The organism is Ruegeria sp. (assembly GCF_965199275.1).
GTDB lineage: Bacteria > Pseudomonadota > Alphaproteobacteria > Rhodobacterales > Rhodobacteraceae > Ruegeria.
The window spans coordinates 226009-252882 of sequence record NZ_CBDAQX010000009.1; the positions used below are offsets into that span (position 1 = coordinate 226009).

22 protein-coding genes and 2 pseudogenes are annotated in these 26874 nt (G+C 57.8%); 10 read left to right on the top strand and 14 right to left on the bottom strand.

Going from position 1 to position 26874, the window contains the following annotated elements:
* Positions 1–98 precede the first annotated feature (98 nt).
* Together ACOERD_RS06880 and ACOERD_RS06885 are read left to right on the top strand one after the other, a co-directional pair.
* On the top strand, positions 99–1280 hold the full coding sequence (locus ACOERD_RS06880; protein ID WP_419737631.1) for an ISNCY family transposase: 1182 nt from the start codon (positions 99–101) through the stop codon (positions 1278–1280).
* 101 nt (positions 1281–1381) lie between these two features.
* Positions 1382–2347 carry an acetamidase/formamidase family protein gene (locus ACOERD_RS06885; RefSeq protein ID WP_419738489.1) on the top strand — a complete coding sequence of 322 codons (966 nt, stop codon included), beginning with the start codon at positions 1382–1384 and terminating at the stop codon, positions 2345–2347.
* Between the two features lie 160 nt (positions 2348–2507).
* Here the strand turns inward: ACOERD_RS06885 and ACOERD_RS06890 are convergent, their stop codons facing one another.
* Positions 2508–3098, bottom strand: a complete 591-nt coding sequence (locus tag ACOERD_RS06890) for a TetR/AcrR family transcriptional regulator (protein ID WP_419738490.1) — start codon at positions 3096–3098, stop codon at positions 2508–2510.
* Positions 3099–3216: 118 nt separating this feature from the next.
* On the opposite strand from ACOERD_RS06890, the gene ACOERD_RS06895 reads away from it, so the two are divergent.
* Positions 3217–4164: an alpha/beta hydrolase gene (locus ACOERD_RS06895; protein ID WP_419738491.1), complete on the top strand. Its 948-nt coding sequence runs from the start codon at positions 3217–3219 to the stop codon at positions 4162–4164.
* Between the two features lie 385 nt (positions 4165–4549).
* Here the strand turns inward: ACOERD_RS06895 and ACOERD_RS06900 are convergent.
* The 7 genes and pseudogenes from ACOERD_RS06900 to ACOERD_RS06930 all read right to left on the bottom strand — a co-directional run.
* Positions 4550–6445: pseudogene (locus ACOERD_RS06900) on the bottom strand (adenosylcobalamin-dependent ribonucleoside-diphosphate reductase); the annotation flags it as partial.
* Between the two features lie 102 nt (positions 6446–6547).
* Complete coding sequence (locus tag ACOERD_RS06905) at positions 6548–6724, bottom strand: hypothetical protein (RefSeq protein WP_419737675.1); 177 nt, start codon at positions 6722–6724, stop codon at positions 6548–6550.
* 28 nt (positions 6725–6752) lie between these two features.
* Positions 6753–7421, bottom strand: coding sequence for a hypothetical protein (locus ACOERD_RS06910; RefSeq protein ID WP_419737676.1), 669 nt, complete (start codon positions 7419–7421; stop codon positions 6753–6755).
* Between the two features lie 3 nt (positions 7422–7424).
* Positions 7425–8147: a DNA methyltransferase gene (locus tag ACOERD_RS06915; RefSeq protein ID WP_419737677.1), complete on the bottom strand. Its 723-nt coding sequence runs from the start codon at positions 8145–8147 to the stop codon at positions 7425–7427.
* Positions 8144–9112, bottom strand: a complete 969-nt coding sequence (locus tag ACOERD_RS06920; protein ID WP_419737678.1) for an IS1595 family transposase — start codon at positions 9110–9112, stop codon at positions 8144–8146. Before ACOERD_RS06920 ends, ACOERD_RS06915 begins: the two co-directional genes overlap by 4 nt.
* Before the next feature lie 80 nt (positions 9113–9192).
* Positions 9193–9588: pseudogene (locus ACOERD_RS06925) on the bottom strand (ribonucleotide reductase N-terminal alpha domain-containing protein); the annotation flags it as partial.
* Positions 9589–9794: 206 nt separating this feature from the next.
* Positions 9795–10976 (bottom strand): ISNCY family transposase, encoded by a 1182-nt coding sequence (locus tag ACOERD_RS06930; RefSeq protein ID WP_419737600.1) that lies wholly within the window; start codon positions 10974–10976, stop codon positions 9795–9797.
* 161 nt (positions 10977–11137) lie between these two features.
* Here ACOERD_RS06930 and ACOERD_RS06935 point away from each other — a divergent pair, with 161 nt between their 5' ends.
* A complete protein-coding gene (locus ACOERD_RS06935) occupies positions 11138–11569 on the top strand; it encodes a DUF1489 family protein (RefSeq protein ID WP_419738492.1) in 432 nt (143 codons plus the stop codon).
* Here the strand turns inward: ACOERD_RS06935 and hisG are convergent, their stop codons facing one another.
* Genes hisG through hisS form a run of 3 tightly spaced genes read right to left on the bottom strand, consistent with a single transcriptional unit; the run spans position 11570 to position 14835 of the window.
* Complete coding sequence (gene hisG / locus ACOERD_RS06940; RefSeq protein ID WP_170374507.1) at positions 11570–12259, bottom strand: ATP phosphoribosyltransferase; 690 nt, start codon at positions 12257–12259, stop codon at positions 11570–11572.
* Positions 12256–13344, bottom strand: a complete 1089-nt coding sequence (locus ACOERD_RS06945) for an ATP phosphoribosyltransferase regulatory subunit (protein WP_419738493.1) — start codon at positions 13342–13344, stop codon at positions 12256–12258. Before ACOERD_RS06945 ends, hisG begins: the two co-directional genes overlap by 4 nt.
* Before the next feature lie 3 nt (positions 13345–13347).
* Positions 13348–14835, bottom strand: coding sequence for a histidine--tRNA ligase (gene hisS / locus ACOERD_RS06950; protein WP_419738494.1), 1488 nt, complete (start codon positions 14833–14835; stop codon positions 13348–13350).
* A gap of 125 nt (positions 14836–14960) precedes the next feature.
* Here hisS and ACOERD_RS06955 point away from each other — a divergent pair, with 125 nt between their 5' ends.
* Together ACOERD_RS06955 and ACOERD_RS06960 are read left to right on the top strand one after the other, a co-directional pair.
* Complete coding sequence (locus tag ACOERD_RS06955; RefSeq protein ID WP_170384915.1) at positions 14961–15155, top strand: SlyX family protein; 195 nt, start codon at positions 14961–14963, stop codon at positions 15153–15155.
* A 132-nt stretch (positions 15156–15287) separates the two neighbouring features.
* Entirely contained in the window at positions 15288–16046 is a 759-nt protein-coding gene (locus ACOERD_RS06960; RefSeq protein ID WP_419738495.1) for an SDR family NAD(P)-dependent oxidoreductase, read from the top strand.
* 50 nt (positions 16047–16096) lie between these two features.
* Here the strand turns inward: ACOERD_RS06960 and ACOERD_RS06965 are convergent, their stop codons facing one another.
* The 3 genes from ACOERD_RS06965 to dnaE form a co-directional block, all read right to left on the bottom strand.
* Positions 16097–16465, bottom strand: coding sequence for a hypothetical protein (locus ACOERD_RS06965; RefSeq protein WP_419738496.1), 369 nt, complete (start codon positions 16463–16465; stop codon positions 16097–16099).
* 5 nt (positions 16466–16470) lie between these two features.
* The gene (locus ACOERD_RS06970; protein ID WP_419738497.1) at positions 16471–16683 is read right to left on the bottom strand and encodes a YMGG-like glycine zipper-containing protein; all 213 of its coding nucleotides are present in this window, start codon (positions 16681–16683) and stop codon (positions 16471–16473) included.
* A gap of 83 nt (positions 16684–16766) precedes the next feature.
* Positions 16767–20267, bottom strand: coding sequence for a DNA polymerase III subunit alpha (gene dnaE / locus ACOERD_RS06975; protein WP_419738498.1), 3501 nt, complete (start codon positions 20265–20267; stop codon positions 16767–16769).
* A gap of 343 nt (positions 20268–20610) precedes the next feature.
* Here dnaE and xdhA point away from each other — a divergent pair, with 343 nt between their 5' ends.
* From xdhA to ACOERD_RS06995, 4 genes are read left to right on the top strand one after another with little or no spacing between them, the layout of a single operon-like run.
* Positions 20611–22008, top strand: coding sequence for a xanthine dehydrogenase small subunit (xdhA, locus tag ACOERD_RS06980; RefSeq protein WP_419738499.1), 1398 nt, complete (start codon positions 20611–20613; stop codon positions 22006–22008).
* Positions 22005–24407: a xanthine dehydrogenase molybdopterin binding subunit gene (gene xdhB, locus ACOERD_RS06985; protein ID WP_419738500.1), complete on the top strand. Its 2403-nt coding sequence runs from the start codon at positions 22005–22007 to the stop codon at positions 24405–24407. Before xdhA ends, xdhB begins: the two co-directional genes overlap by 4 nt.
* Positions 24407–25342, top strand: coding sequence for a xanthine dehydrogenase accessory protein XdhC (gene xdhC, locus ACOERD_RS06990; protein ID WP_419738501.1), 936 nt, complete (start codon positions 24407–24409; stop codon positions 25340–25342). The genes xdhB and xdhC overlap by 1 nt, the downstream gene beginning before the upstream one ends.
* Positions 25339–26856 carry an ABC transporter ATP-binding protein gene (locus tag ACOERD_RS06995; protein WP_419738502.1) on the top strand — a complete coding sequence of 506 codons (1518 nt, stop codon included), beginning with the start codon at positions 25339–25341 and terminating at the stop codon, positions 26854–26856. The genes xdhC and ACOERD_RS06995 overlap by 4 nt, the downstream gene beginning before the upstream one ends.
* Positions 26857–26874 lie beyond the last annotated feature (18 nt).

A 26874-nucleotide genomic window follows, 5' to 3' on the forward strand; every position in this document is an offset into this window, starting at 1 on the left:
CAACCACACTATTCACAAACTGTCGCTAACACGCGATATGTCCGGTGTATGTAACATGCGATCTGTCCGGTTCTATTCTGTCTCTGAGAGGAGGCGTTATGAACCGAGCAGAAGTGTTACAGGAAGTTCGACTGATGAAGTTTGAAGATGTGTATTCGCGGCGAAGCGCGAACAAGCTGACGCAAGAACAGGCGGCTGAGATACTGGGTGTATCCGTGCGCACCGTCAGGCGTTGGGAGGATCGATTTGAGGCGGATGGTGCAGAAGGTCTGTACGACCGTCGGCTTGGCAAACTGGCCAACAATCGTGTTGCCACGGATAAGGTCATGGAGATGCTTGAACTGTTTGATACCAAGTACTGGGATTACACGCCGAAGCATTTCCACGAGAAGCTGGTGGCCCACCATGGTTTCACACAGAGCTACAACTGGGTGCGGCTTACACTGCAGCGCCACGGCCGGGTTCAGGCAGCACCCCGACGAGGTGCCCATCGGCGCAAGCGGCCCCGCCGTCCGATGGTTGGCATGATGTTGCATCAGGACGGCTCCAGCCATGAATGGGTTCCGGGTCAGTGGTGGGATCTGATCGTCACCATGGACGATGCCACCAACCGGGTTTATTCGGCATTCTTTGTCGAGGAAGAAGGGACGATGAGCAGTTTTCAGGGGCTGACAGAGGTGATCGAGGCGCAAGGTCTGTTTTGCTCGCTCTATGCCGATCGGGGCTCTCATTACTGGCATACGCCCGAAGCGGGCGGCAAAGTGGACAAGGACAATCTGACCCAGGTCGGGCGCGCCTTGCAGCAACTCGGCATTGAGCTGATCCCGGCCTATTCACCGCAGGCCCGTGGACGGTCTGAACGCATGTTTGGCACGTTCCAGAACCGATTGCCGCAGGAACTGCGGTCCCATGGGATCACAACCATTGAAGAGGCCAATCAGTTCCTGAAAGAGGTCTATCTTCCCGAACACAATGCCCTGTTTGCAAAGGAGCCGGAGGATACGACCTCGGCCTTCGTGCCGTTTACAGGCAATGTGCGCGACACCCTGTGTGTGCAGGAAGACCGCGTCGTCGGCAACGACAATACGGTGCGCTACAAGGGCCTGGTCATGCAGATCGCGGCAGACAGGCACCGTCATCATTTCGTCAAGGCGAAGGTCAGGGTCCACGAATACCCCGATGGTCAACTGGTCATCTTCCACGGCCCGAGATGCATTGGCCGCTACCAGCCTGACGGATCACCCATCACACAGGAGGATAGCAAACACAAAGTCGCGTGACCCGCTTCGACGTGGCGCGAACGCGGTGGCCCAAATCTACGGTCGCCTACGGCTCCCTCCGAATTGGGCCACCGCGCAATCAACTGAAGCGGACAATTGGCATGTTACCTACACCGGACAATTCAGAATGTTCTCGACACCACACTATTCACAAACACGACCACCATTTCGGTTGGGACAACTCCATCGAACCCGTCCTGAGCGTCGACCCCGGCGAGACCGTTGAGGTCGAAACCATCGACAGTTCGGGCGGGCAGTTGAACGCTTCCTCGACCCTGGCCGATCTGGGCAAGCTGTCTTTCGACGCGGTCAATCCGGTCACAGGGCCGATCCACATCAACGGGGCCGAGCTCGGCGATACCGTTGCCGTGACCTTTCTGGATTTCAAACCCTCGGGCTGGGGTTGGACCGCCAACATCCCCGGTTTTGGCCTGCTGACCGATCAGTTTCCCGACGCGGCGCTTCATATCTGGAACTATGATTCCACCGCGATGACCCCTGCTCTGTTCGGCCCGGGCGGGAAGGTACCGCTCAAGCCGTTCGTCGGCACAATCGGCCTGGCGCTGGCCGAGCCGGGCTTGCACTCCGTCGTCCCTCCGCGCCGTGTGGGCGGCAATCTGGACATCCGCGACAATTGCGTGGGCACAACGCTTTACCTCCCGGTCGAAGTGGCTGGTGGGATGTTGTCACTGGGGGACACCCATGCCGCACAAGGCGATGGTGAGATTTGCGGTACGGCCATCGAAAGCCCTATGGACGTGGCCATCAAAGTCGTCCTTCTCAAAGGCGAAAACCTGCCCTATCCCCGGTTTGAAACCAACGGCCCCGTCACACGCCATTTCGATACCTCCGGCTACAAGGCGACGACAGGCATAGGCGAGGATCTCATGCAGGCCGCCCGCGATGCGGTGGCGGGTATGGTCGACTGGATCTCGGCCACGACGGGGATGTCAGCGCTTGATTCCTACATGCTCTGCTCGGTCTGCGGCGATCTGCGTATCAGTGAAATCGTGGATATCCCGAACTGGACGGTCTCATTCTACTTTCCGAAGACCGTTCTGGACTGAAGAATACGGCAACTCCTGAGTACCGGAGCTATTCCGTCGATGTCGGAAGCAGTCAGTCGTTCAAAATAGGTCAGAACATAAGCGATCTTTTCAGTAGGTGACCTTCGGCTTCGGTTCTTTCGCCATTGTGACGACCAGCGCAAAGCGTCTCACCAGCGGTTCAACTGCCCGTTTTGTAGTGCGCCATAAACATGGCAAGGCAATCGTCCATTACGCCCTCGGGTGTCGGGTTCTCACCAAGGAAAAACTCCGGCCAGAAGAAGAAGTTTTTGACAAGCCCCAAGAGCTGGTTGGTCGCGAAGACCGGATCGGCTTTTCGGATTACGCCAGCGTCCATGGCTTCGCCGATCAACTGCGTCATCGGGTAGTCGTGCGTTTCCGTCTCCGTGAAGAATTTCCGAGAGCGATCGAGGTCGCGGATCAGCTCAGAAAGAACCATGCGGTTTAGTCCGATAGCCGTCTCTTCCGTTATGACCACAATGTACCGCCACAGAGCATCTTTCAGCTGCTCAACGAAGTCACGACTTGGGTCATAAGCAACCGGCTGCATACTCCGGTTCTGCTCCAACATGATTTCTGAGATTGCTTCGAAGAGGGCCTCTTTACTTTCGAAGTGGTTGTAGAGCGTGCGACTCGAAACATTTGCTTTTTGGGCGATTGAGGTCGTCCTCGCCCCCAGAAATCCTTGTTCTCGAAACTCATCGATGGCTGCATCGATGATATCTTCTCTTTTCTTTTCAGTACGTTTCACGGATTTCGCCTCAAAAGTAAAAAAGTTTGTTTACAAACACTGCCTTCTCAACATAAGTAAACAAGACGATTTACTTTAGCAAGGTGCAATCCTGCTCGACCTCGAAAGGACCCAAACCATGACCTTCGAAAATTTCATCGCTGGCAAAAACGCAGTGACCTTTAAATCTTTTGGCGTGGATTTGGCCGGTGATCTCTACCTGCCCGAAGGTTTTGATGAGACCAAGACCTACAAGGCCATCGTGGGAGCCAGCCCGTTCCCGCAGGTCAAGGATCAAATACCCGCGACCTACGGCCCTGAAATGGCGGCACGTGGCTTCATCTATCTCGGCTTCGACTATCTGGGCATGGGCGATAGCCCCGCACTACCCGGTGAATTCAAACAATCGCGCTACAATTTCCGCCTGATTGAAAACACCTGGGACGCGGTTTCGTACCTGGGTACGCTACCCTTCGTCGACGAGATCTATGGCCTGGGCGTCTGTCAGGGCGGTCAGACCATCGCATCGGCAGCGGTGACAGACCACCGGATCAAGAAAATCGCTATGGTGTCAGGCATGATGGCCTCGGACGCGTTCCAGTGGACCGACCGCGAAATGGCCAATCAGATGATCGACGCAGCAAATGCCTCGATGCAGAAGCAATATGAAACCGGCGCGCCAGACTACGTTGCACCGTTCGGCTTGAACGACGAAATGTCTCGTGAAGAGTTCACGGAAGCGGCCGCCTACCCAGACATGGCTGGCGAAACCTATGACTATTACGGCCGTGATGGTGCTAAGGGGCCGGTTGCAGTTCCCAACTATACCAACATGCACATTGCTGATCAGCCCATGCAATCTTTGTTCTCAATTTGTGAAGCCTATGCGGACAAAATCGTGCAGCCCTCGCTGGCCATCTACGGCACAAATGCCTCCACAGCGATCTGCTCGACCGCATTTGTCGAGAAACTGACCAATGACCACAAAGAGCTGGCGTTTGATGAATTCAGCCACGTAGACTTTTACTACAAGCCCGAGGCCGTGAAAGCGTCGACCGATGCAGTGGCAGAGTTCTTCAACAATTAACGCGATGGAGTGCTTCGTTTGATTTGGTCCACCGTTCTGTTTGAGAAACGGTGGACCGCGAATGTCGAACAAGAGACACAAGCAAGAGGAAATAGTTCAGAAGCTGCCGCAAGTTGACGTGCTAGTCCGTCAGGGAATGATGTCTACAGATGCGATCCGGGCAACTAGCCAATATTCTGTTTTTGGTACAAAACTCGCGGGATTTCGGTGTGTACTTCCCAACTCGCACATAAAGGTCTAGGCGTTCAAAGACCCGGCGCCATTTCTTCGCTAGAAACCCAAGAGTTTCGGATTGTGGGCGCAAATGACCTTGCGTATGGGCGACAATACTAACGAGATGGGTTCATATTGCCTTGCGGTTCACAACGGGTTTCGCGCCCTCACCTCAGCCACATTTCGAATGACCGCAGCTTCTGCACGTCATGCAACCTTCGATCATCACCATGTCATACTGCCCACAGGAGGGGCATGCCTTGCCCCGCGGTGCATCCATGTTGACGACCTGCGCCTGAGGGTCGGACTTCAGCCCCATCCCCTCTCCCTCGAGAAAGCCGATATTGACCATGTGCTGCTCGATCACCCCGCCAATCGCTGCCAGGATCGAGGGGATATATTTGCCCTTCACCCATGCACCACCGCGCGGGTCGAACACGGCCTTGAGCTCTTCGACCACGAACGACACATCCCCACCTCGCCGGAACACAGCCGAGATCATGCGGGTCAGCGCCAGCGTCCAGGCGTAATGCTCCATGTTCTTCGAGTTGATGAACACTTCGAACGGACGGCGGCGGCCTCCGATGACAATATCGTTGATCGTCAGATAGATCGCATGCTCACTGTCGGGCCATTTCAACTTGTAGGTCGACCCCTCAAGGGATTGAGGGCGATCCAGCGGCTCGGACATGTAAACGACATCGCCACCATCGACCTCATGCGGGGCGGCGGCGCTTTCGCCCGGCGCCGTATCGGCGCTTTCCGATACGGTAAGGACCGATCCGGTCACGTCATTGGGGCGATAGGTGGTGCAGCCTTTGCACCCCTGATCCCAGGCCTGCATGTAGACATCTTTGAACGCGTCAAAACTGATGTCCTCAGGGCAGTTGATCGTTTTCGAAATCGAACTGTCGATCCATTTCTGCGCCGCGGCCTGCATTTTCACATGATCCGACGGAGACAGCGTCTGCGCATTCACGAAAAACTCCGGCAGGTCCTTGTCTCCGAACTTGTCGCGCCACATCTGCACGGCATAGTCCACCACCTCTTCTTCGGTGCGCGAGCCATCCTTCTGCAACACCTTACGCGTGTAGGCATAGGCAAAGACCGGCTCAATCCCCGACGACACGTTCCCAGCGTAGAGAGAGATCGTGCCCGTTGGAGCGATCGAGGTCAGCAAAGCGTTACGGATCCCATGCGCGCGGATTTCATCGCGCACATCGTCATCCATCTGCTGCATCGTGCCGCTGGCGAGGAACTTCTCGGCATCGAACAAGGGAAACGCCCCCTTCTCCTTCGCCAATTGCACCGGGGCCAGATACGCGGCGCGGGCGATCGCGTGCAACCAGCGCTCGGTTTGACGCGCCGCCTCGTCAGAGCCATAGCGCAGGCCCAACATCAAAAGCGCATCTGCCAGACCTGTCACACCCAGCCCGATGCGGCGTTTGGCCTGCGCCTCGGCCTCCTGCTCGGGCAGAGGGAATTTCGACGCGTCCACCACATTGTCCATCATGCGCACAGCGGTTGCGACCAGCTCTTTCAGAGCATCCTCGTCCAGATGCGCGGCGTCATCGAAAGGCTCGGCCACCAACCGGGCCAGATTGATCGAGCCCAACAGGCACGCGCCATAAGGTGGCAGAGGTTGCTCGCCACAGGGGTTGGTCGCGGCAATCGTCTCTACATAGCTCAAGTTGTTGGCCGCATTGATGCGGTCGATGAAGATCACGCCCGGTTCAGCATAATCATAGGTTGCCTGCATGATCTTGTTCCACAGGTCCCGCGCCTGAACGGTGTGATAGACCTTGCCACCGAACACCAGCTCCCACGGACCGTCGGCTTTGACGGCCTCCATGAACGGGTCGGTTACCAGCACCGACATGTTGAACATGCGCAAACGGGCCGGATCGGATTTGGCCGTGATGAATTGTTCGATATCCGGGTGATCGCAGCGCATCGTCGCCATCATCGCCCCCCGGCGCGAGCCTGCGGACATGATCGTGCGGCACATTGCGTCCCAAACGTCCATAAAGCTCAGCGGACCAGAGGCGTCCGCTGCAACCCCTTTCACATGGGGATTATATACTTAAGTAACATTTTTATAGTGGACTGTCGCATATTGACGCGATAAAAACGAAAACCGCGCAAGGTATTTTAGCACTCTGCGCTCTCTTTAATCAGGCTTCTTGATACTCATTGGCCGCATGAATGCAGCCCTGATTTCATCCAATGACATTTCAGGCATGTCGATTTCTTCTTCCAACTCAGCCTTGGTCGGTTGATATTTGTTCGATCTGATGTGCAGATCGGCGGGTTCAGGCAGGTCTGCATTGTAACGTTGGTTTGTCATGCGAATTCCTAAATTGAATACATTGGTTTTAGCCGAGAAGTTCTCGCAAGCGGGTTTGGATTGGTTCAATTTTAGCCAGTTCGGTCAACAAAAACTCTACGTTGTCGGGGCCGTCGGCCTGACGCGCCCGCACAATACTGTCGTAATCAATTTCCAACAAATCACAAAACTCCCGACCTGTCATTGCCTCATCGATTGAAATTCTCTTCTTGAATCCTTCCCAGATCGCTTGCTTGTCTTCTTGATTGAAAGCACAAAAGTGTGCCTGGAACCGATATTGAATATGCTGGGCGTTGCGTTGAATGAACCCGTGCATTGACTGCCTCTCTGCGCTAGCTTTTTTTGTGTCGAACACATGACCGTCCTTCAACTCAACTATATGGCAGTTTTGCTCGCCTTTTCGGCGCTTGAAAACCATAAAGTCAGGCTCTGATCCCGAAAAATCCAAGGTCCGACTTCGTTTAATTTCACGTTTTCGGGCAAGCAACACGCCCTCAGGCATGATTTCTTGTTCCAAAAAGGTGTCCAGATTAGGGATGTTGGGAACAGCTTCCACGATCATCGATTCCAGTTCTGACCCCGATGAGATTACAGCTGACTGTATCTTGCTGGCCAATTCACCTAACGCTTCATTCCCAAACAACCGGGCGTAAGAACCAGATGTGTTCTTTGGTTTGGCATCCCGTAATCGTGCCATAATCTAACCGTTCAAGTCGCAACCAAGGAAGGTGCGGCCATGGTTTCGTGCCGCTTGCAGAACCGAAAACGACCCGGCAGCCGGATCAATTACAAAATCGCCTTCGTGGCTCACGGCGGCCATGAGTTGACCTTGTATGTCTATTGGTTTGGAATGTGGGTGATCCCGCTGGGATACTTGTTCTTGAATTACATCTGGAATGTTATGTATTTTCCACACGCCTTTTGCCTTACGCGGCTGTTTCTGTAGTACTATGCAGTATTCTCCTCTGCGCCGAGTGCGATAGCCCATACCAAATGTACCCTTGTTCCACGTTAAAAGATCCACAATGTCCAGCCTCGTTCCGTCCAGCCACGGGTGAATACCTTGGCAAAGGTGAAACTTATCCACCCATAAAAAGAGATGGCCTGATGGGATAAGCGTACGATCTATTCCGCGAATAAAATTGGCGATGGCCTCCTCCGGCATTTGCTGTAGGGCGCTGCGGCGTTTTCCACGAACTTTGCCTTCGTTCCCATATGCCAGCTTTTCAAGCACGCCACGGTATTGGGGATCGAAGAATGCGACTGGAACTGCGTCCGCAGGTATAGCGGAAAGGAACTCAAGACCGTCCATCTTAAGGCGCGTGTTGGGCTTAAGGACATCGGGAAGCACCAGCTTTGGCACGGTCACCGTGCGCGTGTTGGAAAATACCCCGGCAGTACTTTGCGAAGTTCCGACGCTCATGACCGCGCTCCGCTATTCAATCCGTTATCCTCGATTAGCTTCTTGTAAGGCAGGTTCTTTCCAGCCATCCCATGCACAACGCCGCCCATTTGGTCGATTGTATCCTTTGGCCTGTTGTTGTGACGGTGCTGAAACTCGTCCACATAGCGTTGCAGATGCTTGGGCGACATCTTGTGATAGACGCCATTATAACCCCGCTTCATAGGAGCCCAAAAGCTTTCCAGCCCGTTGGTGTGCGCCTGATCGCGGACATATTCACCCACTGAGTGCTTTACCACCTCATGCGGCCTGTCAATGCCCTTGTAGGCACTAGCCTCATCGGTATAGAGTGTTGCTCCTTCGACGGCATGCTCGTTCACAAACCCCTGCAAGGTCTCTTTGTCTGTGCTCTCTACCACTTTGGCAACAACCTGACCCGTTTCGCGATCCCTGATACCAGCAACAGCAGCCTTGCCAACAGCGCCACGTCCAGCCTTGAGTTTCTTCTTCGCGTGTTTGTTGCCTTCCTTGCCGCCTATGTAGGTTTCATCTGCTTCGACTGGGCCATTAAACCAAGGCATGTTTGCCTCCATTGCAGCCCGAAGACGATGCAGCATGAACCACGCGGACTTCTGCGTAACACCAAGCTCACGGTGCAACTTCATCGAAGATACGCCCTTAAGGTTAGTTGTGAACAAGTAAATACCAATGGCCCATGTGCGATATGGTAGCCGGGTATTCTCAAGGATCGTGCCGACCCGAACCGTAAACATGGGTTTTTTGGAGCACTCACGACACCTGTGCGTCATGCTTGGATGCCTGATGCCTGACTGCACGTTGAAAGAACCGCAATGCGGGCAAAACGGACCATCTGGCCAATGTAGTTCCTCAATCCACTTACGCGACTTTTCTTCATTACCGAACATTGCAGCAACCTGTAGGAAGGTCAGGCCCTTGCGGTTTGATTTTCCCGGTGCTTTTGTCATTTTTACACTCCTGAATGTTATTAAAATGTAACAAATGCGTCGGAGTCCGTCAATCATAAATGTTACTTAAGTATATAATTCCCTTTCACATCCGCCCCGCGGGGACGGATGGTCGAGAAATCATAACCAATCCCCCCACCCTGCTGCATGGTCAGCGCGGCCTCTTTCAGCATATCGAAGATGCCGCCCATGCTATCGGGCACGGTGCCCATGACGAAGCAGTTGAACAGTGTCACCTGCCGCGCGGTGCCCGCGCCTGCGGTGATGCGACCGGCGGGCAGATATTTGAAATCCTCCAGCGCGGCGTAGAACTTTTCTTCCCAATGCGCCGGATCCGCCTCTACCCGCGCCAGATCGCGCGCAATACGTCGCCAGCTGTCCTCGACCGTCTGGTCGATGGGCGTGCCATCCGCCTGTTTAAAGCGGTATTTCATGTCCCAGATCTGCTCGGCGATGGGGGCGGCAAAGCGGCTCATTGGTGATTCCTATTCAGCTGCGAGGCATACAAGATAGACCAAATTGGCCACCTAGCGCTACTATGACTGTCGAGAACATTCTGAATTGTCCGGTGTAGGTAACATGCCAATTGTCCGCTTCAGTTGATTGCGCGGTGGCCCAATTCGGAGGGAGCCGTAGGCGACCGTAGATTTGGGCCACCGCGTTCGCGCCACGTCGAAGCGGGTCACGCGACTTTGTGTTTGCTATCCTCCTGTGTGATGGGTGATCCGTCAGGCTGGTAGCGGCCAATGCATCTCGGGCCGTGGAAGATGACCAGTTGACCATCGGGGTATTCGTGGACCCTGACCTTCGCCTTGACGAAATGATGACGGTGCCTGTCTGCCGCGATCTGCATGACCAGGCCCTTGTAGCGCACCGTATTGTCGTTGCCGACGACGCGGTCTTCCTGCACACACAGGGTGTCGCGCACATTGCCTGTAAACGGCACGAAGGCCGAGGTCGTATCCTCCGGCTCCCTTGCAAACAGGGCATTGTGTTCGGGAAGATAGACCTCTTTCAGGAACTGATTGGCCTCTTCAATGGTTGTGATCCCATGGGACCGCAGTTCCTGCGGCAATCGGTTCTGGAACGTGCCAAACATGCGTTCAGACCGTCCACGGGCCTGCGGTGAATAGGCCGGGATCAGCTCAATGCCGAGTTGCTGCAAGGCGCGCCCGACCTGGGTCAGATTGTCCTTGTCCACTTTGCCGCCCGCTTCGGGCGTATGCCAGTAATGAGAGCCCCGATCGGCATAGAGCGAGCAAAACAGACCTTGCGCCTCGATCACCTCTGTCAGCCCCTGAAAACTGCTCATCGTCCCTTCTTCCTCGACAAAGAATGCCGAATAAACCCGGTTGGTGGCATCGTCCATGGTGACGATCAGATCCCACCACTGACCCGGAACCCATTCATGGCTGGAGCCGTCCTGATGCAACATCATGCCAACCATCGGACGGCGGGGCCGCTTGCGCCGATGGGCACCTCGTCGGGGTGCTGCCTGAACCCGGCCGTGGCGCTGCAGTGTAAGCCGCACCCAGTTGTAGCTCTGTGTGAAACCATGGTGGGCCACCAGCTTCTCGTGGAAATGCTTCGGCGTGTAATCCCAGTACTTGGTATCAAACAGTTCAAGCATCTCCATGACCTTATCCGTGGCAACACGATTGTTGGCCAGTTTGCCAAGCCGACGGTCGTACAGACCTTCTGCACCATCCGCCTCAAATCGATCCTCCCAACGCCTGACGGTGCGCACGGATACACCCAGTATCTCAGCCGCCTGTTCTTGCGTCAGCTTGTTCGCGCTTCGCCGCGAATACACATCTTCAAACTTCATCAGTCGAACTTCCTGTAACACTTCTGCTCGGTTCATAACGCCTCCTCTCAGAGACAGAATAGAACCGGACAGATCGCATGTTACATACACCGGACATATCGCGTGTTAGCGACACTAGCGCTACTATGACTTGATGCAATAACCCGTTAACCCTACCTTCTTAACCAATTCCTTTGGGGCGACTCTGTGGGTAAACTGTGGATAAATTCGTAAACCTCGTCAAACTTTCGGTCGGGTCAGAGAGCGTCGACACGCTGATGGCGTGGCAGGACAGCCGCAAGCCGCTTTATGCAGATGGCTGCCCGCGCCACGTGACGCGCACGTGGCCCAAGCGCGAGGCCGAGATCCTGAACGGAGGTTCGATCTATTGGGTGATCAAAGGCGTGATCCAATGCCGCCAGCGCATCCTGCGCCTTGATGAAGTACGCGGTGAGGACGGCATCCGCCGCTGCGCCATTGTTCTCGACCCCGAAGTGCACCGCACCCAGAACGCGCTGAAACGCCCCTTTCAGGGCTGGCGTTATCTGAAACCCGAAGACACCCCTGCCGATCTTCCAAAATCGCGCGAGCAGGACGATGCCCTGCCAGACGATCTGAACCGCGCTCTGGCCGAAATCGGCATATTGTAGTCAGCGCAGGCGATCCAACAGCTCGGACAAAACCGCTTTGTCGCCAGCATCGTAGCTCGCCACACGGCTGCGCCACAGGGTCGCTTGCGATTGCAGGATGAGACCGTCCGAGAGGATCTTCAGGTGGTTGGCCCGCAGTGTTTCACCGGTCGAAGTGATATCGGCAACGGCCTCGGCCGTTTCGTTCATCACGGTGCCTTCAGTCGCGCCCTGGCTGTCAACCAGAGCATAGTCGGCCACCCCAGCATCGGTCAGAAACTCACGAACCAAACGGTGGTACTTGGTCGCAATCCGCAGCCGGTGACCATGTGTTCTGCGGAAAGCGGCGGCGGCTGCATCCAGATCGTCCAGCGTATCCACGTCGACCCAACAGGCAGGCGTGGCGATGATCAGGTCCGCCTTGCCAAAACCAAGCGCGGCAACCTCTTCAACCTGTTGCTCCCAGCGCGGCAGCTTTTCCTGCACAAGGTCAACGCCCGTAACACCAAGGTGGATACGACCAGCTGCCAGCTCACGCGGGATTTCCCCCGCCGACAGCAGGATCAGCGAGACATCATCGATCCCCTCAACCTTGCCCGCATATTCCCGGTCCGACCCGCTGCGGGACAGAGTGATGCCGCGCTTTTCGAACCACGAGAAGGTCTTTTCCATCAACCGGCCCTTCGAAGGCACGCCCAGTTTCAGGCTCATTGCGCGTCCTCCTCGATCTCGAGCATCAGGTCAGGGCGGATGACGCCACCAACAGCCGGAATTTCTTCGCCATTGCCAAGCTGCCGGGTCAGCGCATCATAGCGCCCACCGGTCGCGATCGGAGGCAGATCGGGGCGGCCTTCGGCGTAGAACCCAAAGACAAACCCGTCGTAATACTCCATCGAGGTCCGGCCATACGCAGCCTCGAAATCCAACCGTTCAACATCGACGCCCCGCGCCTGCATGTCTGCGATCCGGGCTTCAAGCCGATCAAGCGCCTGCGTGATCTGAGGCAGGTCGACCGCAACATCGCGCAGCTGTTCCAGCGCAAATGGCATGGTCTCACGTACATTCAACAGCGTCTCCAAACCGGCCAGTTCGTTGTCTGAGATGGGCGGCGTATCGCGATCTTCACGTAAAGCTTCGATCCGCGCCTCGATCTCGGAGGCACGGCGCTTGCCGATCATCGGAATACCGTTGTCCAAAGGGTCTGCGGCATTCAGCAACGCGTCTCGCCCTTCGGGGCCGGGTTTGCGACCTGCAAACCGATCCAGAAGAATACGGAACCGGCGGGGCCGCCACAGGTGCCGCATCAGGGCGGTCTTGCGACGCTCGGTCGTGCGAAGGCCCTCGACGGCTGCGGTCAGAATTCCGATATCCCCGGTCGCCGCCCGCAAAGGCAGACCCCGCAACTGCAACGCAAACAGCGAGAACACCTCGGCGTCCGCACCGGATGGATCGTCGCGATCAAAGACCTCATAGCCCACCTGGATGTATTCATTCGACCGGTCGGGGTCATGTTCCTGCCGACGAAAAACCTCTCCGGAATAGGTATAGCGCGCGGGTTCTGCGCCGTCGCTCATGTGCATCTGTACCACGGGCAGAGTGAAATCCGGGCGCAGCATCTGTTCGCCCCGCAAGGCGTCCGACGTGACATAAGCACGCCCGCGGATGTCTTCACCATAGAGGTCCAGCAATGTCTCGGCCGGTTGCAACAGCGGCGTATCGACCACCTGCGCGCCTGCGGCCTCGAACCGGACGCGCATCATGGCGGCGCGGGCCTGTATCTGTGAACGGTTGGCCATGGCTCAGTCCTGACTGTCCAGAATTTCGCGCACCTTGGCGACCAGATCACCACGCGGCACTTCGAACTGGCTGGGGCGTTCTTTCCATTCCTCCAGCGTGGCACTTTCGGCGATTTTGGCGCCAAGGATCAGGTCTTTGATCTGAACGATGCCATTCGTCTTTTCGTCACCACCCTCGATCACTGCGATGGGAGAGTTCCGCTTGTCCGCATATTTCAGCTGATTGCCGAAGTTCTTCGGATTGCCTAAGTAGACTTCGGCCCGGATACCCGCATTGCGCAGCTCAGCCACCATCGCCTGATAGTCAGCCATACGGTCGCGATCCATCACGGTGACAACCACAGGCCCTGTCGCCTGCGCACTGAGACGACCCTTTTCGCGCAGAGCGGCCAGCAGGCGGTCAACACCGATCGACACACCCGTTGCAGGCACCTCCTGCCCGGTGAAGCGCTTGACCAGATCGTCATAGCGCCCGCCGCCCGAGACCGACCCGAACTGCCGCTTGCGGCCTTTTTCGTCGAAAATCTCAAAGGTCAACTCGGCTTCATAAACCGGACCGGTGTAGTAGCCGAGACCGCGAACTACCGACGGGTCGATCTCGATCCGGTCCGAACCGTAGCCGCCCGCATCCAGCAGCGAACCGATCTGTTCCAGTTCAGCAATGCCATCGGCACCGATCTTGCTGTCGCCAACCGCCGCACGCAGGTTCGCGAGCGTTCCGGCGGTATCCGCAGCTTTGGAGGTCAGGAAGGCAAGCACCGGCTCGGCCTGATCATCGCTCAGCCCTACACCATCGATAAACGCACCAGATGCATCCAGACGGCCCTTGGTCAGCAGCTCTCGCACACCGGCCTCACCGACCTTGTCGAACTTGTCGATGGTGCGCAGAACGTTGTCGCGGGCGGCGGCGTCTTCGCCCAGCCCCATCGCCTCGAGCACACCGTTCAGAACCTTGCGGTTATTCACGCGCACAAGGTAATCGCCGCGCGGAATGCCGACGGTCTCCAGCGTGTCTGACAACATCGCGCAAATCTCGGCATCCGCAGCCATCGAGGCGGTGCCGACAGTGTCCGCATCGCACTGATAGAATTGACGATACCGCCCCGGCCCCGGCTTTTCGTTCCGCCAGACCGGACCCATCGCATAGCGGCGGTAGGGCGTCGGCAGGTCGTTGCGGTGCTGAGCGTAGACGCGAGCCAGAGGCGCGGTCAGGTCATAGCGCAGGGCCATCCAGTCACCGTTGCCGCCTTCGTCAAACTCCTGCCAAGCAAAGACGCCTTCGTTCGGGCGGTCCACGTCGGGCAGGAACTTGCCCAGCGCCTCGACAGTCTCGACCGCGTTGCTCTCCAAAGCGTCGAACCCATACCGATGATACACGCCCGCAATCGTCCGCAGCATCTCGGTGCGCTGCGTGACTTCCTCGCCGAAATAGTCTCGGAACCCTTTAGGCGTTACGGCCTTGGGGCGGGGCTGTTTCTTGGGCTTGGCCATCGGGGGCGTCCTTCACGGGTCATGTTCCGCGCGCGGTCTATCCCATGGCCCGCATCGGGGCAAGGCGCGCTTTCGCTGGTCTTGGCTTTGCAGGCCCGCTATGACCGTCCCTGAAGGAGACCCCAATGCAGCATCTGGAAGAACAGATCGCCCATCTGACCCGCACGGTCGAAGAGCTGAACACCGTCGTCACAAGCCAGCAATCCGAAATCGACCGCCTGACCCGCCGCGTCGAAATGCTGCTGCAGCGCGAGGCCGAACGGGCGCAGGAAGGCTCGGGCGGGGTCGTGTTTGGAGACGAACGCCCGCCGCATTATTGAGACAGATTTCGATGTTGATGCCTGCTTTTCTGGTTCTTGCTGGTCACGCCCTATACTAGTCACAGGGTTACCTTTCGAAATCTTGTTGATAGGCTAATACTTTAATATCAGTTCACTGGCAGGAGACGTTCAATGGCCGAAAGACTTGCTCTTGTCACAGGTGCCGCGCGTGGTATCGGGCTGGCGACAACAAAACTGTTTCTACAAAACGGCTGGAACGTTGCGATGATCGATCGTGACTCTGAGGCGCTTTCTCTTTCCGCAAAGGATCTAGACGGTGCGGTGGCGTTCGTCGCGGACGTTTCGGATCAGAATCAGGTTGATGATGTGGTCAAGGCCGTTCTCACCGAATTCAATCGCATTGATGCCGTGGTGAACAACGCGGGTGTCGCAGATTTCGGACCAATTGAGGAACACGACTTCGCAGTGTGGCGTAAGGTTATGGAAACCAACCTTGATGGCGTGTTTCTTGTATCCCAGGCGACTATACCAGCCCTGCGCAAAAGCCGTGGTGCTATCGTCAACATCGCATCGATTTCGGGACTAAGGGCCAGTACACTTCGCATAGCATACGGAACGTCGAAGGCGGGTGTCATCCACCTGACCAAGCAACAAGCCACCGAACTAGGAGAATTCGGTATACGCGCCAATTGCGTGTGTCCAGGCCCGGTCCGTACCAAGCTTGCGATGGCAGTTCACTCGCCCGAAATCATCGCCGCCTATCATGACGCTATCCCACTGAACCGATACGGTTCGGAGGATGAGATCGCGCAGGTGATCTATTTCCTTTGTTCGGACAAAGCCAGCTACGTCACGGGTCAGGTGATCGCGTCCGACGGCGGGTTCGAAAGCACTGGCGTGGGTTTACCGGCTCTACGATCAAGCAACTGAAATTCGGCCACGATTTGCCCTCGTCGGGACGCAAGACAGGATAATTGCGTTCACAAACCCAGCGACGATTTCACCGCATTGTCGACGACCCCGCCCAGAAGGGCGTTTTTATCCGCAGCACAGCCCTCGGACAGAGCGGCGATGAAGGCCTCGCGCAGTTGCGCTTTGTCTTCATCCGTCGCCGCGTGGTCCTCGATATTGACCTGACGATTATAGAGCGACAGGGCAGTCATCTTGCCCACGACATCGACAACAAAGGCCTCATCCCCGTCCGCCTCTTCGGCGATTGAGGCACAGGTGTAGTGCATGACAGGCAAGGCATCCTGCACCATCTGCTGAGCGGCTTCGTCGGCCAAAGCAAAGACCGGAGCCATCAATAGTGATGCCAACACAACAGGCTTGAGAGTTTTCATCCGCATCGCAATCACTTCCAGTTATGTCCGATAATCGCACCGGCCACACCGCCGATTGCCGCGCCCTTGCCGTCACCGATCAGGGCCCCAACCCCGGCGCCGATCAATGCACCTTCGATTGTCTGTTTCTTCTTTTTGTCATCTGCAAATGCCGCAGTCGCCACAGAAAGCGAGATCGCCCCCGCCAATACCAGCGCTTTGGAGCCCATAGCTGAAAGTGCCAAACCCTAACCCTCCTGTTTCATTTGTCACAGAATGTGCAGTTACAGCCTAGCCGGGGGACATCGCTGTGGCAATAAAGCCGGGATCAGACCTCTTCCACTGACAGAACGCCATCCAGCGACTTGATCGCGCCTTTGATCTGCGGGTTGATCGGGAAGTCCTGCCCCAAATCCATCTCGACATCGCCCGGCAGGCTCGGGTCCATCAGGCACAGCTGGATCGGCCCCTTGGCAGCCCCTTTCGCAGCGCTGGCCGCGTCTGCCAGCACGGTTGCCACCGTGGGCAACACCTGCGGCTGATCGACGAATATACGCAGGCCGGTCGCGCCCGCCTCGGCCACAACCGAATCCACCGGACCAACCGAACGACCCAGCAGTTTCAACTGATCGGCCTCCATCGTCGCTTCGGCGGTCAGAACCACCTGCGCGCCCGTCTCAAGATACTCGCGCGACTTCTCCAGCGTTTCCGAGAACAGCGTGACCTCATACGCACCGGTTGGGTCCGAAAGCTGCGCAAAAGCAAAGCGGTTGCCGCGGGCCGATTTCCGTTCCTGCCGGCCGGCAACAACCCCGGCCATCTTCGCGATCAGAGGGCCAGAGCGGGCTTTTTCCATCACCTCATCCAAGGTCAGCACCTGTTTGCGTTTCAGCGCAGGCATGTAGTCGTCCAGCGGGTGGCCCGACAGGTAGAAGCCGATGGCCTTGAACTCTTCGCTGAGGCGCTCGGCAGGCAACCAATCCGGCGTCGGCGACAGGCGCGGTTCGGGCAGATCGTCCCCGGCCTCGCCAAACAATGACACCTGGTTCGAGTTCTTCTGTTCGTGGATCGCCGCCGAATACTGCACAAGCGGATCGAGGCTTTCGAACACCCGGCGGCGGTTCTTGTCCAGCTCATCAAAGGCCCCGGCCCGCGCCAGCATTTCCAACGGGCGCTTGCCGACCTTTTTCAGATCAACGCGACGGGCGAAGTCGAACAGGTTGACGAAGGGTTTGTCGCCCCGACCATCAACCACAAGGCTCATCGCCTCGACACCCACGTTTTTCAACGCGCCCAGCGCATAGACAAGTTGCCCATTGTGCACATCAAATGTGGCCTGAGAGCGGTTTACACAAGGCGGGATGTAAGGCAGGTCCAACCCCTTGCGGACCTCTTCGAAATAGACGGCCAGCTTGTCCGTCAGGTGGATATCGCAGTTCATGACGCCTGCCATGAACTCAACAGGGTGGTTCGCCTTCAGCCAGCCGGTCTGATAGCTGACCACCGCATAGGCCGCCGCGTGGGATTTGTTGAAACCGTAGTTGGCGAATTTCTCCAGCAGGTCGAACACCTCAGAGGCTTTCTTGGCATCCACGCCATTTTCCGCCGCGCCCTTTTCGAATTTCGGGCGTTCGGCATCCATCGCCTCTTTGATCTTCTTACCCATAGCACGGCGCAGCAGGTCAGCGCCGCCAAGGGAGTACCCGGCCATCACCTGAGCGATTTGCATCACCTGTTCCTGATAGACGATGATGCCCTGCGTTTCCTCAAGGATGTAGTCGATAAGCGGATGCACGGATTCGATTTTCCGCAACCCGTTTTTGACCTCACAATAGGTCGGGATGTTCTCCATCGGGCCGGGTCGATACAGCGCCACGAGGGCCACGATATCCTCGATACAGGTCGGTTTCATGCGCTTGAGCGCGTCCATCATGCCCGAGGATTCCACCTGGAACACCGCCACAGTCTTGGCCGCGGAATAGAGCTTATATGTCGCCTCATCATCCAGCGGGATGGCATTGATTTGGTTCTCGGCCCCTTCGGCTGGTTCATACAGCTCCGTTCCGTCGGCCGCGACATGCAGAGGCCGCCCGGATTTGAAGATCAGGTCCATCGCGTTCTGGATCACGGTCAGTGTTTTCAGACCCAGAAAGTCGAACTTCACCAGCCCGGCCTGCTCCACCCATTTCATATTGAACTGGGTCGCGGGCATATCGGAGCGCGGGTCCTGATAAAGCGGCACCAACGCATCCAAAGGTCGGTCGCCGATCACCACACCCGCCGCGTGGGTCGAAGCGTTTCGCAACAGCCCTTCAACCTGCTGGCCGTAGTCGAGCAACCGCTTCACAACCTCTTCATTCCGCGCTTCTTCGCGCAGGCGCGGCTCGTCTTTCAGCGCCTTTTCAATGGAAACGGGTTTGACCCCCTCAACCGGGATCATCTTGGACAGCCGGTCAACCTGCCCATAGGGCATCTGCAACACGCGTCCGATGTCGCGTACGGCAGCCTTCGACAAAAGCGCACCAAACGTGATGATCTGCCCCACCTTGTCACGCCCATATTTCTGCTGAACGTAGCGGATCACCTCTTCCCGGCGGTCCATACAGAAATCGATGTCGAAGTCGGGCATCGAGACCCGCTCGGGGTTCAAGAACCGTTCGAACAGCAAGCTGTAGCGCAACGGATCAAGGTCAGTGATCGTTAGGGCATAGGCTACCAGAGACCCCGCACCCGAGCCTCGACCCGGTCCTACCGGAATATCGTGATCCTTGGACCATTGGATAAAGTCGGCAACGATCAGGAAGTAGCCGGGGAATCCCATGCCTTCGATGATTCCCAGCTCAAAATCCAGACGTTCCTGATATTCCTCGGGCGTCACCGCATGAGGGATCACGGCCAGACGTTTCTGCAGACCCTCATTCGCAATGCGGCGCAGTTCGGCCACTTCATCATCGGCAAACTTGGGCAGAATGGGATCACGACGATAGGCCATAAAGGCGCAACGGCGCGCGATCTCGACCGTGTTCTCGATGGCCTCAGGCAAATCTGCAAACAGGGTCACCATTTCCTGCTGCGACTTGAAATAATGCTGCGCGGTCAGACGGCGGCGACCGGCTTGCTGATCGACATAGGCCCCCTCGGCAATACAGATCAGCGCATCATGGGCCTCATACATATCCGAGGTTGGAAAGTAGACGTCATTGGTGGCGACCAGAGGCAGATTCTTGGCATAGGCCATTTCGACATGACCACGCTCAGTCAGGCGCTCGGCCTCAGGCTGGCCGTCCTCGCCCGGATGGCGTTGTAGTTCGATATACAACCGATCCGGGAACATCCCCGCCAACCGTTCAACGAGAGCCTCTGCCGCCGGGCGTTGACCTTGCTGCAGCAACATCCCCACCGGGCCCTCTGGCCCACCAGTCAGGCAGATCAGACCCTCGGACCGATCCGCCAACTCCTCCAACGTGACCTGCGGCAACTGCCCGCCCTTGTCCACATAGAGGCAAGAACTGAGCTTCATCAGGTTCTCATACCCAACCTCGGACTGCGCCAGCAGCACCAGAGGCGCAGGCGCTTTCGGCTTCTCACCGGGTTGCGGCTGCACATAGGTCAGATCGACCTGACAGCCCATGATCGGCTGCACGCCTGCCCCGCTGGCGGTCACCGAAAACTCGAGCGCCGAGAACATCGAATTGGTGTCGGTCACCGCAACGGCAGGCATCTCGGCCTTCTCGCAAAGACCGAGCAGCTTTTTCAGCCGCACAGCGCCTTCCAGCAGGGAATATTCAGTGTGAACGCGAAGGTGAATGAATCGAGGAGTAATGCTCATACCCCGCACGCTATCCCAGTCAGCAGCGACGAAAAAGCGGGAACCGACTCTGTTGGCTGCTTAAAAAATCAGCAGAGATTGTTCTGATTTTTTAGAAGGTGCTTCGGGTCAGACTCGGCACCGCTTCAAAAATGGCCTTTATTTACAAGTGCCTGACTTCTAAACAACTGCAACATTCACAGGCCGTGCGGGTCCAATGGTGCATCATATAGGCAGTTTTTCTTGCCAGATAAGGTGCGCTGTTTCTAACATCTGACGGCAAGCACTTCGCCCGCCACTCTTTCTACGTCGCATCGAAGGAGGGCCCAACGGGCGCAACCGGGTAAGGCGACGGGTTTCACGAATGGACATCACGTTTCTTCTGAAAGGAGAGACAGTGCAGCTGTCGGATGTCAGTCCGACGGTCACCCTGCTGGACTGGCTGCGTGAGGAGCGTGGCCTGACCGGCACGAAAGAAGGCTGCAACGAAGGCGATTGCGGCGCCTGCACCGTGATGGTCACCGACGAGGGCAGCGCCAAGGCATTGAACGCCTGCATCCTGTTCCTGCCGCAACTCCATGGCAAAGCCGTCCGAACGGTCGAGGGCGCGAGCGGCCCAAACGATGAGCCTCATCCAGTCCAGAGCGCAATGGTCGATCTGCATGGCTCGCAATGCGGCTTCTGCACTCCCGGCTTTGTGATGTCGATGGTTGCCAGTCACGCAAATGGCGCAAGCGACCACGACACCCAACTGGCGGGTAACCTGTGCCGCTGCACCGGCTACGCCCCGATCATCCGCGCCGCGAAAGCCGCCGAAGCGCGTTCCGTCCCGCATTGGATTACCGACGACCAGTCCTTCTCTAGTTCAAAAATACCTCGGGGGGAGGCCGCAGGCCGGGGGGCAGAGCCCCCCTTCCTCCCCACCTCATCCGACGAATTGGCAGACGTCTATGCCCAGCACCCCGACGCCACACTCATCGCTGGTGCAACCGATGTCGGCCTCTGGGTCACCAAGCAACTGCGCGACCTCGACCCGGTGATCTTCCTCAACGGCTGCGAAGACCTAAAACAGATCACAATCACCGAAGACGAAATCCGGTTTGGGGCCATGGTCGACATGAACCGGATGGGCGAGGCTCTCGCCGACCTCCATCCCTCCTACGCTGAAATGATCCGTCGCTATGCCAGCGTCCAAGTGCGCCACGCAGCCACCGTCGGCGGCAACATCGCCAATGGCTCGCCCATCGGGGACAACCCGCCTGCACTTATCGCTTTGGGCGCAACTCTGCACCTTCGCAAAGGCGACGCCCGCAGGTCCCTTCCTTTGGAGGAGTTCTTCATCGCCTACGGCAAACAAGACCGCGCGCCCGGCGAATTTGTCGAGGCCGTCAGTTTCCCGCGTCAACCCGACCGCCTGAAAGCCTACAAACTCAGCAAACGGTTCGATCAGGATATCTCGGCCGTATGCGGGTGTTTCAATATCACCGTTACGGACGGCACCGTCACGCAGGCGCGCATCGCGTTTGGCGGCATGGCCGGCACTCCGAAACGGGCAACCCATGTCGAGGCCGCGCTGATCGGCAAACCCTGGACGCGCGATGTGATTGACGCCGCGCTGCCCAGCTTTGCCGAGGACTATTCACCACTCACGGACATGCGTGCCTCGGCCACCTATCGACTGGAGACCGCCAAAGCGATGCTGGAACGGTATTTCCTGGAAGATCAGGGCGAAGTGACCGACGTGCTGAAGGTGACGGCATGAGCGTGACCAAACCCCTCCCCCACGACGCGGCCCCGCTGCATGTGGCCGGCGCCGCACGTTACGTGGATGACATCCCGACGCCAAAGGGCACCCTCCATCTGGCCTTTGGTCTGAGCCCTATTGCCAAAGGCAAAATCACCGCGATGGACCTGTCGGCCGTGAAAGCTGCGGATGGCGTCGTGCAGGTGATGACGGCCGAGGATCTTCCTTTTGCCAACGATGTCTCTCCCTCGATCCATGATGAGCCACTGCTGTCGGATGGCACAGTTCATTATATCGGACAGCCCGTGTTTTTGGTCGTCGCCACCAGCCATCTCGCTGCCCGCAAGGCCGCGCGGTTGGGCAAGATCGACTATGCCGAAGACACCCCGATCCTGACCATCGAAGAGGCGCTGGCCGCCGACAGCCGGTTCGAAGATGGCCCCCGCATCTACGCCAAGGGCGACGCGGATGCCGCGATCGCCAGTGCGCCCCATATCATCGAAGGAAGCTTCGAGCTTGGCGGGCAAGAGCATTTCTACCTCGAAGGTCAGGCGGCGCTTGCCGTGCCGAATGAAGGCACGGATATACTGGTTCACAGTTCCACCCAGCACCCGACCGAAATCCAACACAAGGTGGCCGATGCGCTGGGCGTTCCCATGCACGCGGTCCGGGTCGAAACCCGCCGTATGGGCGGAGGGTTCGGCGGCAAGGAAAGCCAAGGAAATGCTTTGGCCGTGGCTTGTGCGATAGCCGCGCGCACAACCGGCAAGGCCTGCAAGATGCGCTATGACCGCGATGATGACATGATCATCACCGGCAAACGCCACGCGTTCCGCATTTCCTACAAAGCCGGGTTCGATGAGAACGGCCATATTCAGGGGGTCTCTTTCCTACACCACGCGATTTGCGGCTGGGCGCAAGACCTGTCTCTACCCGTCGCGGACCGAGCGATGCTGCATTCCGACAACGCCTACCTGCTGCCAAATGCGCGGATCGAGAGCCACCGGCTGAAGACGAACACTCAATCCGCCACTGCCTATCGCGGGTTTGGGGGCCCTCAGGGCATGGTCGGGATCGAACGCGTGTTGGACCACGCCGCGCATGCGCTGGGTTTGGACCCCGTCGAGCTGCGCCGTCGTAACTACTACGAACCCGCCCACAAGATAGCTGAAGCGGCACCGGCAGAGAAACCATTGGGACACCCCGATCCGCATGAAGACCTGACAAGCCGGGGCGCAGTTGAGACGGGCAACGCGCCCGTGCGCCCTCTGCCTGCAGGCGGAAACACCACGCCCTACGGTATGGAGGTCAGCGATTTCGAACTGCATGGCATGACCGAAGCTCTGCTGAAATCCAGCGACTATGCCGCGCGTAAGGCTGCCATTAAGAAATGGAACGCCGAGAACAGCGTGATCAAGAAAGGCATCGCCTTCTCTCCGGTCAAGTTCGGGATTTCTTTCACGCTGACCCACCTCAATCAAGCAGGTGCGTTGGTGCATGTTTATCAGGACGGCTCGGTCCACCTGAACCATGGCGGTACCGAGATGGGTCAGGGCCTGTTCCAGAAGGTCGCGCAGGTCGCAGCGTCGCGCTTTGGCATTCCGCTGGAGATGGTCAAGATCACTGCCACCGACACGGCCAAAGTGCCGAACACCTCAGCCACGGCGGCGTCTTCGGGCAGTGATCTGAACGGCATGGCGGTCAAAGCGGCCTGCGACACGATCAGAGACAGGATGGCCGACTATCTGGCCGAGCGTCATCAGGCGGATCCTTCGACCGTTACTTTCTCGGACGGTCACGTCTCGGTGGGTGCGGAACGCTATACCTTCTCTGAGGCCGCCGCTTTGGCCTACCAGGGCCGCATCAGCCTGTCGGCGACCGGGTTCTACAAAACGCCCAAGATCGAATGGGACCGGATCGCAGGCCGGGGCCGTCCGTTCTTTTACTTCGCCTATGGCGCATCCGTCACCGAGGTGGCGGTGGACACACTGACCGGCGAGAACCGCATTCTGCGCACCGATATCCTGCATGATGCAGGGGCCTCGCTGAACCCGGCGCTCGATATCGGACAGGTCGAAGGCGGCTACGTGCAAGGCGCGGGCTGGCTAACGACAGAGGAATTGGTCTGGGACGGCAAGGGCAATCTGCGCACACACGCGCCGTCGACCTACAAGATCCCCGCCTGCTCGGACCGGCCCGACATCTTCAATGTCGCACTTTGGGATGGCGAGAACCGCGAGGATACGATCTATCGCTCGAAAGCGGTGGGTGAGCCGCCTTTCATGCTGGGTATCTCGGCATGGTTGGCCCTGTCGAACGCGGTCGCAGCCTGCGGCGACAGCTATCCGGCGCTGGATGCACCCGCTACGGCCGAAGAAGTCTGGCGCGGTGTCCAGAGGATGAAGGGAGGCATCTGATGGGATTTGATCTGGAGGCTTTGAGGGAGGCGGTCAAAACCCACGGACAGGTGACTCGTGTGGTCATCGCCGCGATCAAGGGGTCGTCCCCGCGCGAGGTTGGCGCCGCAATGTTGGTCTGGTGGGATGGCCAGAGCGGAACGATCGGCGGTGGCACGTTGGAGTTTCAGGCTGCCGAAGCTGCGCGGTCCCAATCCCTCCCCAACCGTCTAACCCATCACGCGCTTGGCCCCGAATTGGGCCAATGCTGCGGCGGTGCAGTTTCACTGTTCAGCGAGGTCTTTGATATAAAGACGGTTGAAGCACTCGACGACACGGTCATAGCGCGGTCCGCTTCTGCAGGCGAAATGCCTCTCTTCGTGAAACGGTTGCTTGCAACTGCACGCGGTCAGGGAATTGCCCCCGAACCTCAACTGATCGACGGCTGGATGGTTGAGCCGGTTCACAAGCCAACCCGAAACCTGTGGATTTGGGGTGCTGGCCATGTGGGCCGTGCACTCGTGGATGTTCTGCACCCCCTACCCGACATCGCGATCACCTGGGTCGACACCGGACCCGAACGCTTCCCGGCCTTGGTCCCAAATGGTGTAACCACCGTTCCAGCGGCCAAACCGGCCGAACTGGTGCGTCATGCACCACCCGATGCCGAGCATGTTGTGCTGACTTATTCACACAATCTGGATTTAGAGCTGTGCAACCGGCTGCTTTCGCATGATTTCCGCTTTGCGGGGCTGATCGGCTCGGCTACGAAATGGGCGCGATTCCGGTCGCGTCTGGCAGCTCTTGGGCATTCGCCTGACCAGATCAGCCGGATCACCTGTCCAATCGGCGATCCCGCTCTGGGCAAACACCCGCAAATGATCGCCGTTGGCGTCGTCGCGCAGCTTCTGCGTCCGGCCCGACAGACTGAGTTGAAGAAGGACCTGAGCGCGTGACCACTCCACTCTTAAGCCTGCAAGGGCTGACCAAAGCCTATCCCGGCGTCGTGGCCAATGATCAGGTGTCGTTCGACATCGGCGAAGGCGAAGTACATGCGCTTTTGGGCGAAAACGGCGCGGGGAAATCCACGCTGGTCAAGGTGATCTATGGGCTGGTGAAGCCGGACAGCGGCACCATGTTGCTACGCGGCCAACCTTTCGCCCCAGCGGAACCCCGCGCGGCGCGGGCGGATGGGATTGCGATGGTGTTCCAGCACTTCTCGCTGTTCGATGCGCTGAACGTGGCTGAGAATATTGCGTTGGGGATGGAGAACCCGCCGCCCATGGGCGATCTGGCCTCGCGGATTCGCGAAGTTTCCGAGACCTATGGCTTACCTTTGGACCCGTACCGAACTGTCGGCGATCTGTCCGCCGGTGAGCGTCAGCGGGTCGAGATCATCCGTTGCCTGCTGCAAGACCCCAAGCTGCTGATCATGGACGAACCAACCAGCGTGCTGACCCCGCAAGAAGTCGAAATCCTGTTCGAGACGCTGAACAAATTGCGGTCTGAAGGCACCTCGATCCTTTATATCTCGCATAAGCTCGAAGAAATCCGCACGCTGTGTGACCACGCTACGATCCTGCGTCTGGGCAAGAATGTGGGCGAGTGCATTCCGGCCGAAACATCAGCGCGCGACATGGCCGAAATGATGGTGGGATCAACGCTGCAAACGCCCGAACGCTCGGGTCGCGAGTTCGGCGAGGTTGCGTTGGATGTCAGCGGTCTATCGGTGCCATCGCCGTCGGAATTCGGAACGGCGCTGAAGAACGTCCACATGACGGTCCGCAAGGGCGAGGTTCTTGGCATCGGCGGTGTCGCTGGTAATGGTCAGGATGAGTTGCTGGGCGTGCTGTCCGGTGAGATTCAAACCCCTGCCGATGCGATCAAATTCAATGGTCAGCAGATCGGCAAACTCGGCCCCACTGCCCGCCGGAAACTGGGTGTACTGACCGCACCCGAGGAACGCCTGGGCCACGCCGCTGCACCGGATATGAGCTTGACCGAGAACGCTCTGTTGACAGGATCCGTGCGCGAGGGTTTGGAAAACAAAGGTTTCCTCAAATGGTCCGAAACCAAAAGCTTCGCTGAAAAGATTATCAGCGCGTTTGACGTCAGAACGCCCGGCCCCGAAAACGCGGCACGGTCGCTTTCAGGCGGGAACCTGCAGAAATTCGTGATTGGTCGGGAAGTCTTGCAGAACCCTGAGGTGCTGGTGGTGAACCAACCGACCTGGGGTGTGGATGCGGCAGCGGCTGCGTCGATCCGGCAGGCCATTCTGGATCTGGCGGCCAAGGGAACGGCGGTGATCTGCATCAGCCAGGATTTGGACGAGTTGATGGAGATTTCGGACAGTTTTGCGGCCCTGAACGAAGGGCGGCTGAGTGCGCCTCGGGAGACAACAGGCCTGACCGTTGACGAGATCGGCCTGATGATGGGCGGCGCCCATGGCATGGAGGTGGCGCATGTGTGATCTATCGCGTCGCCTACG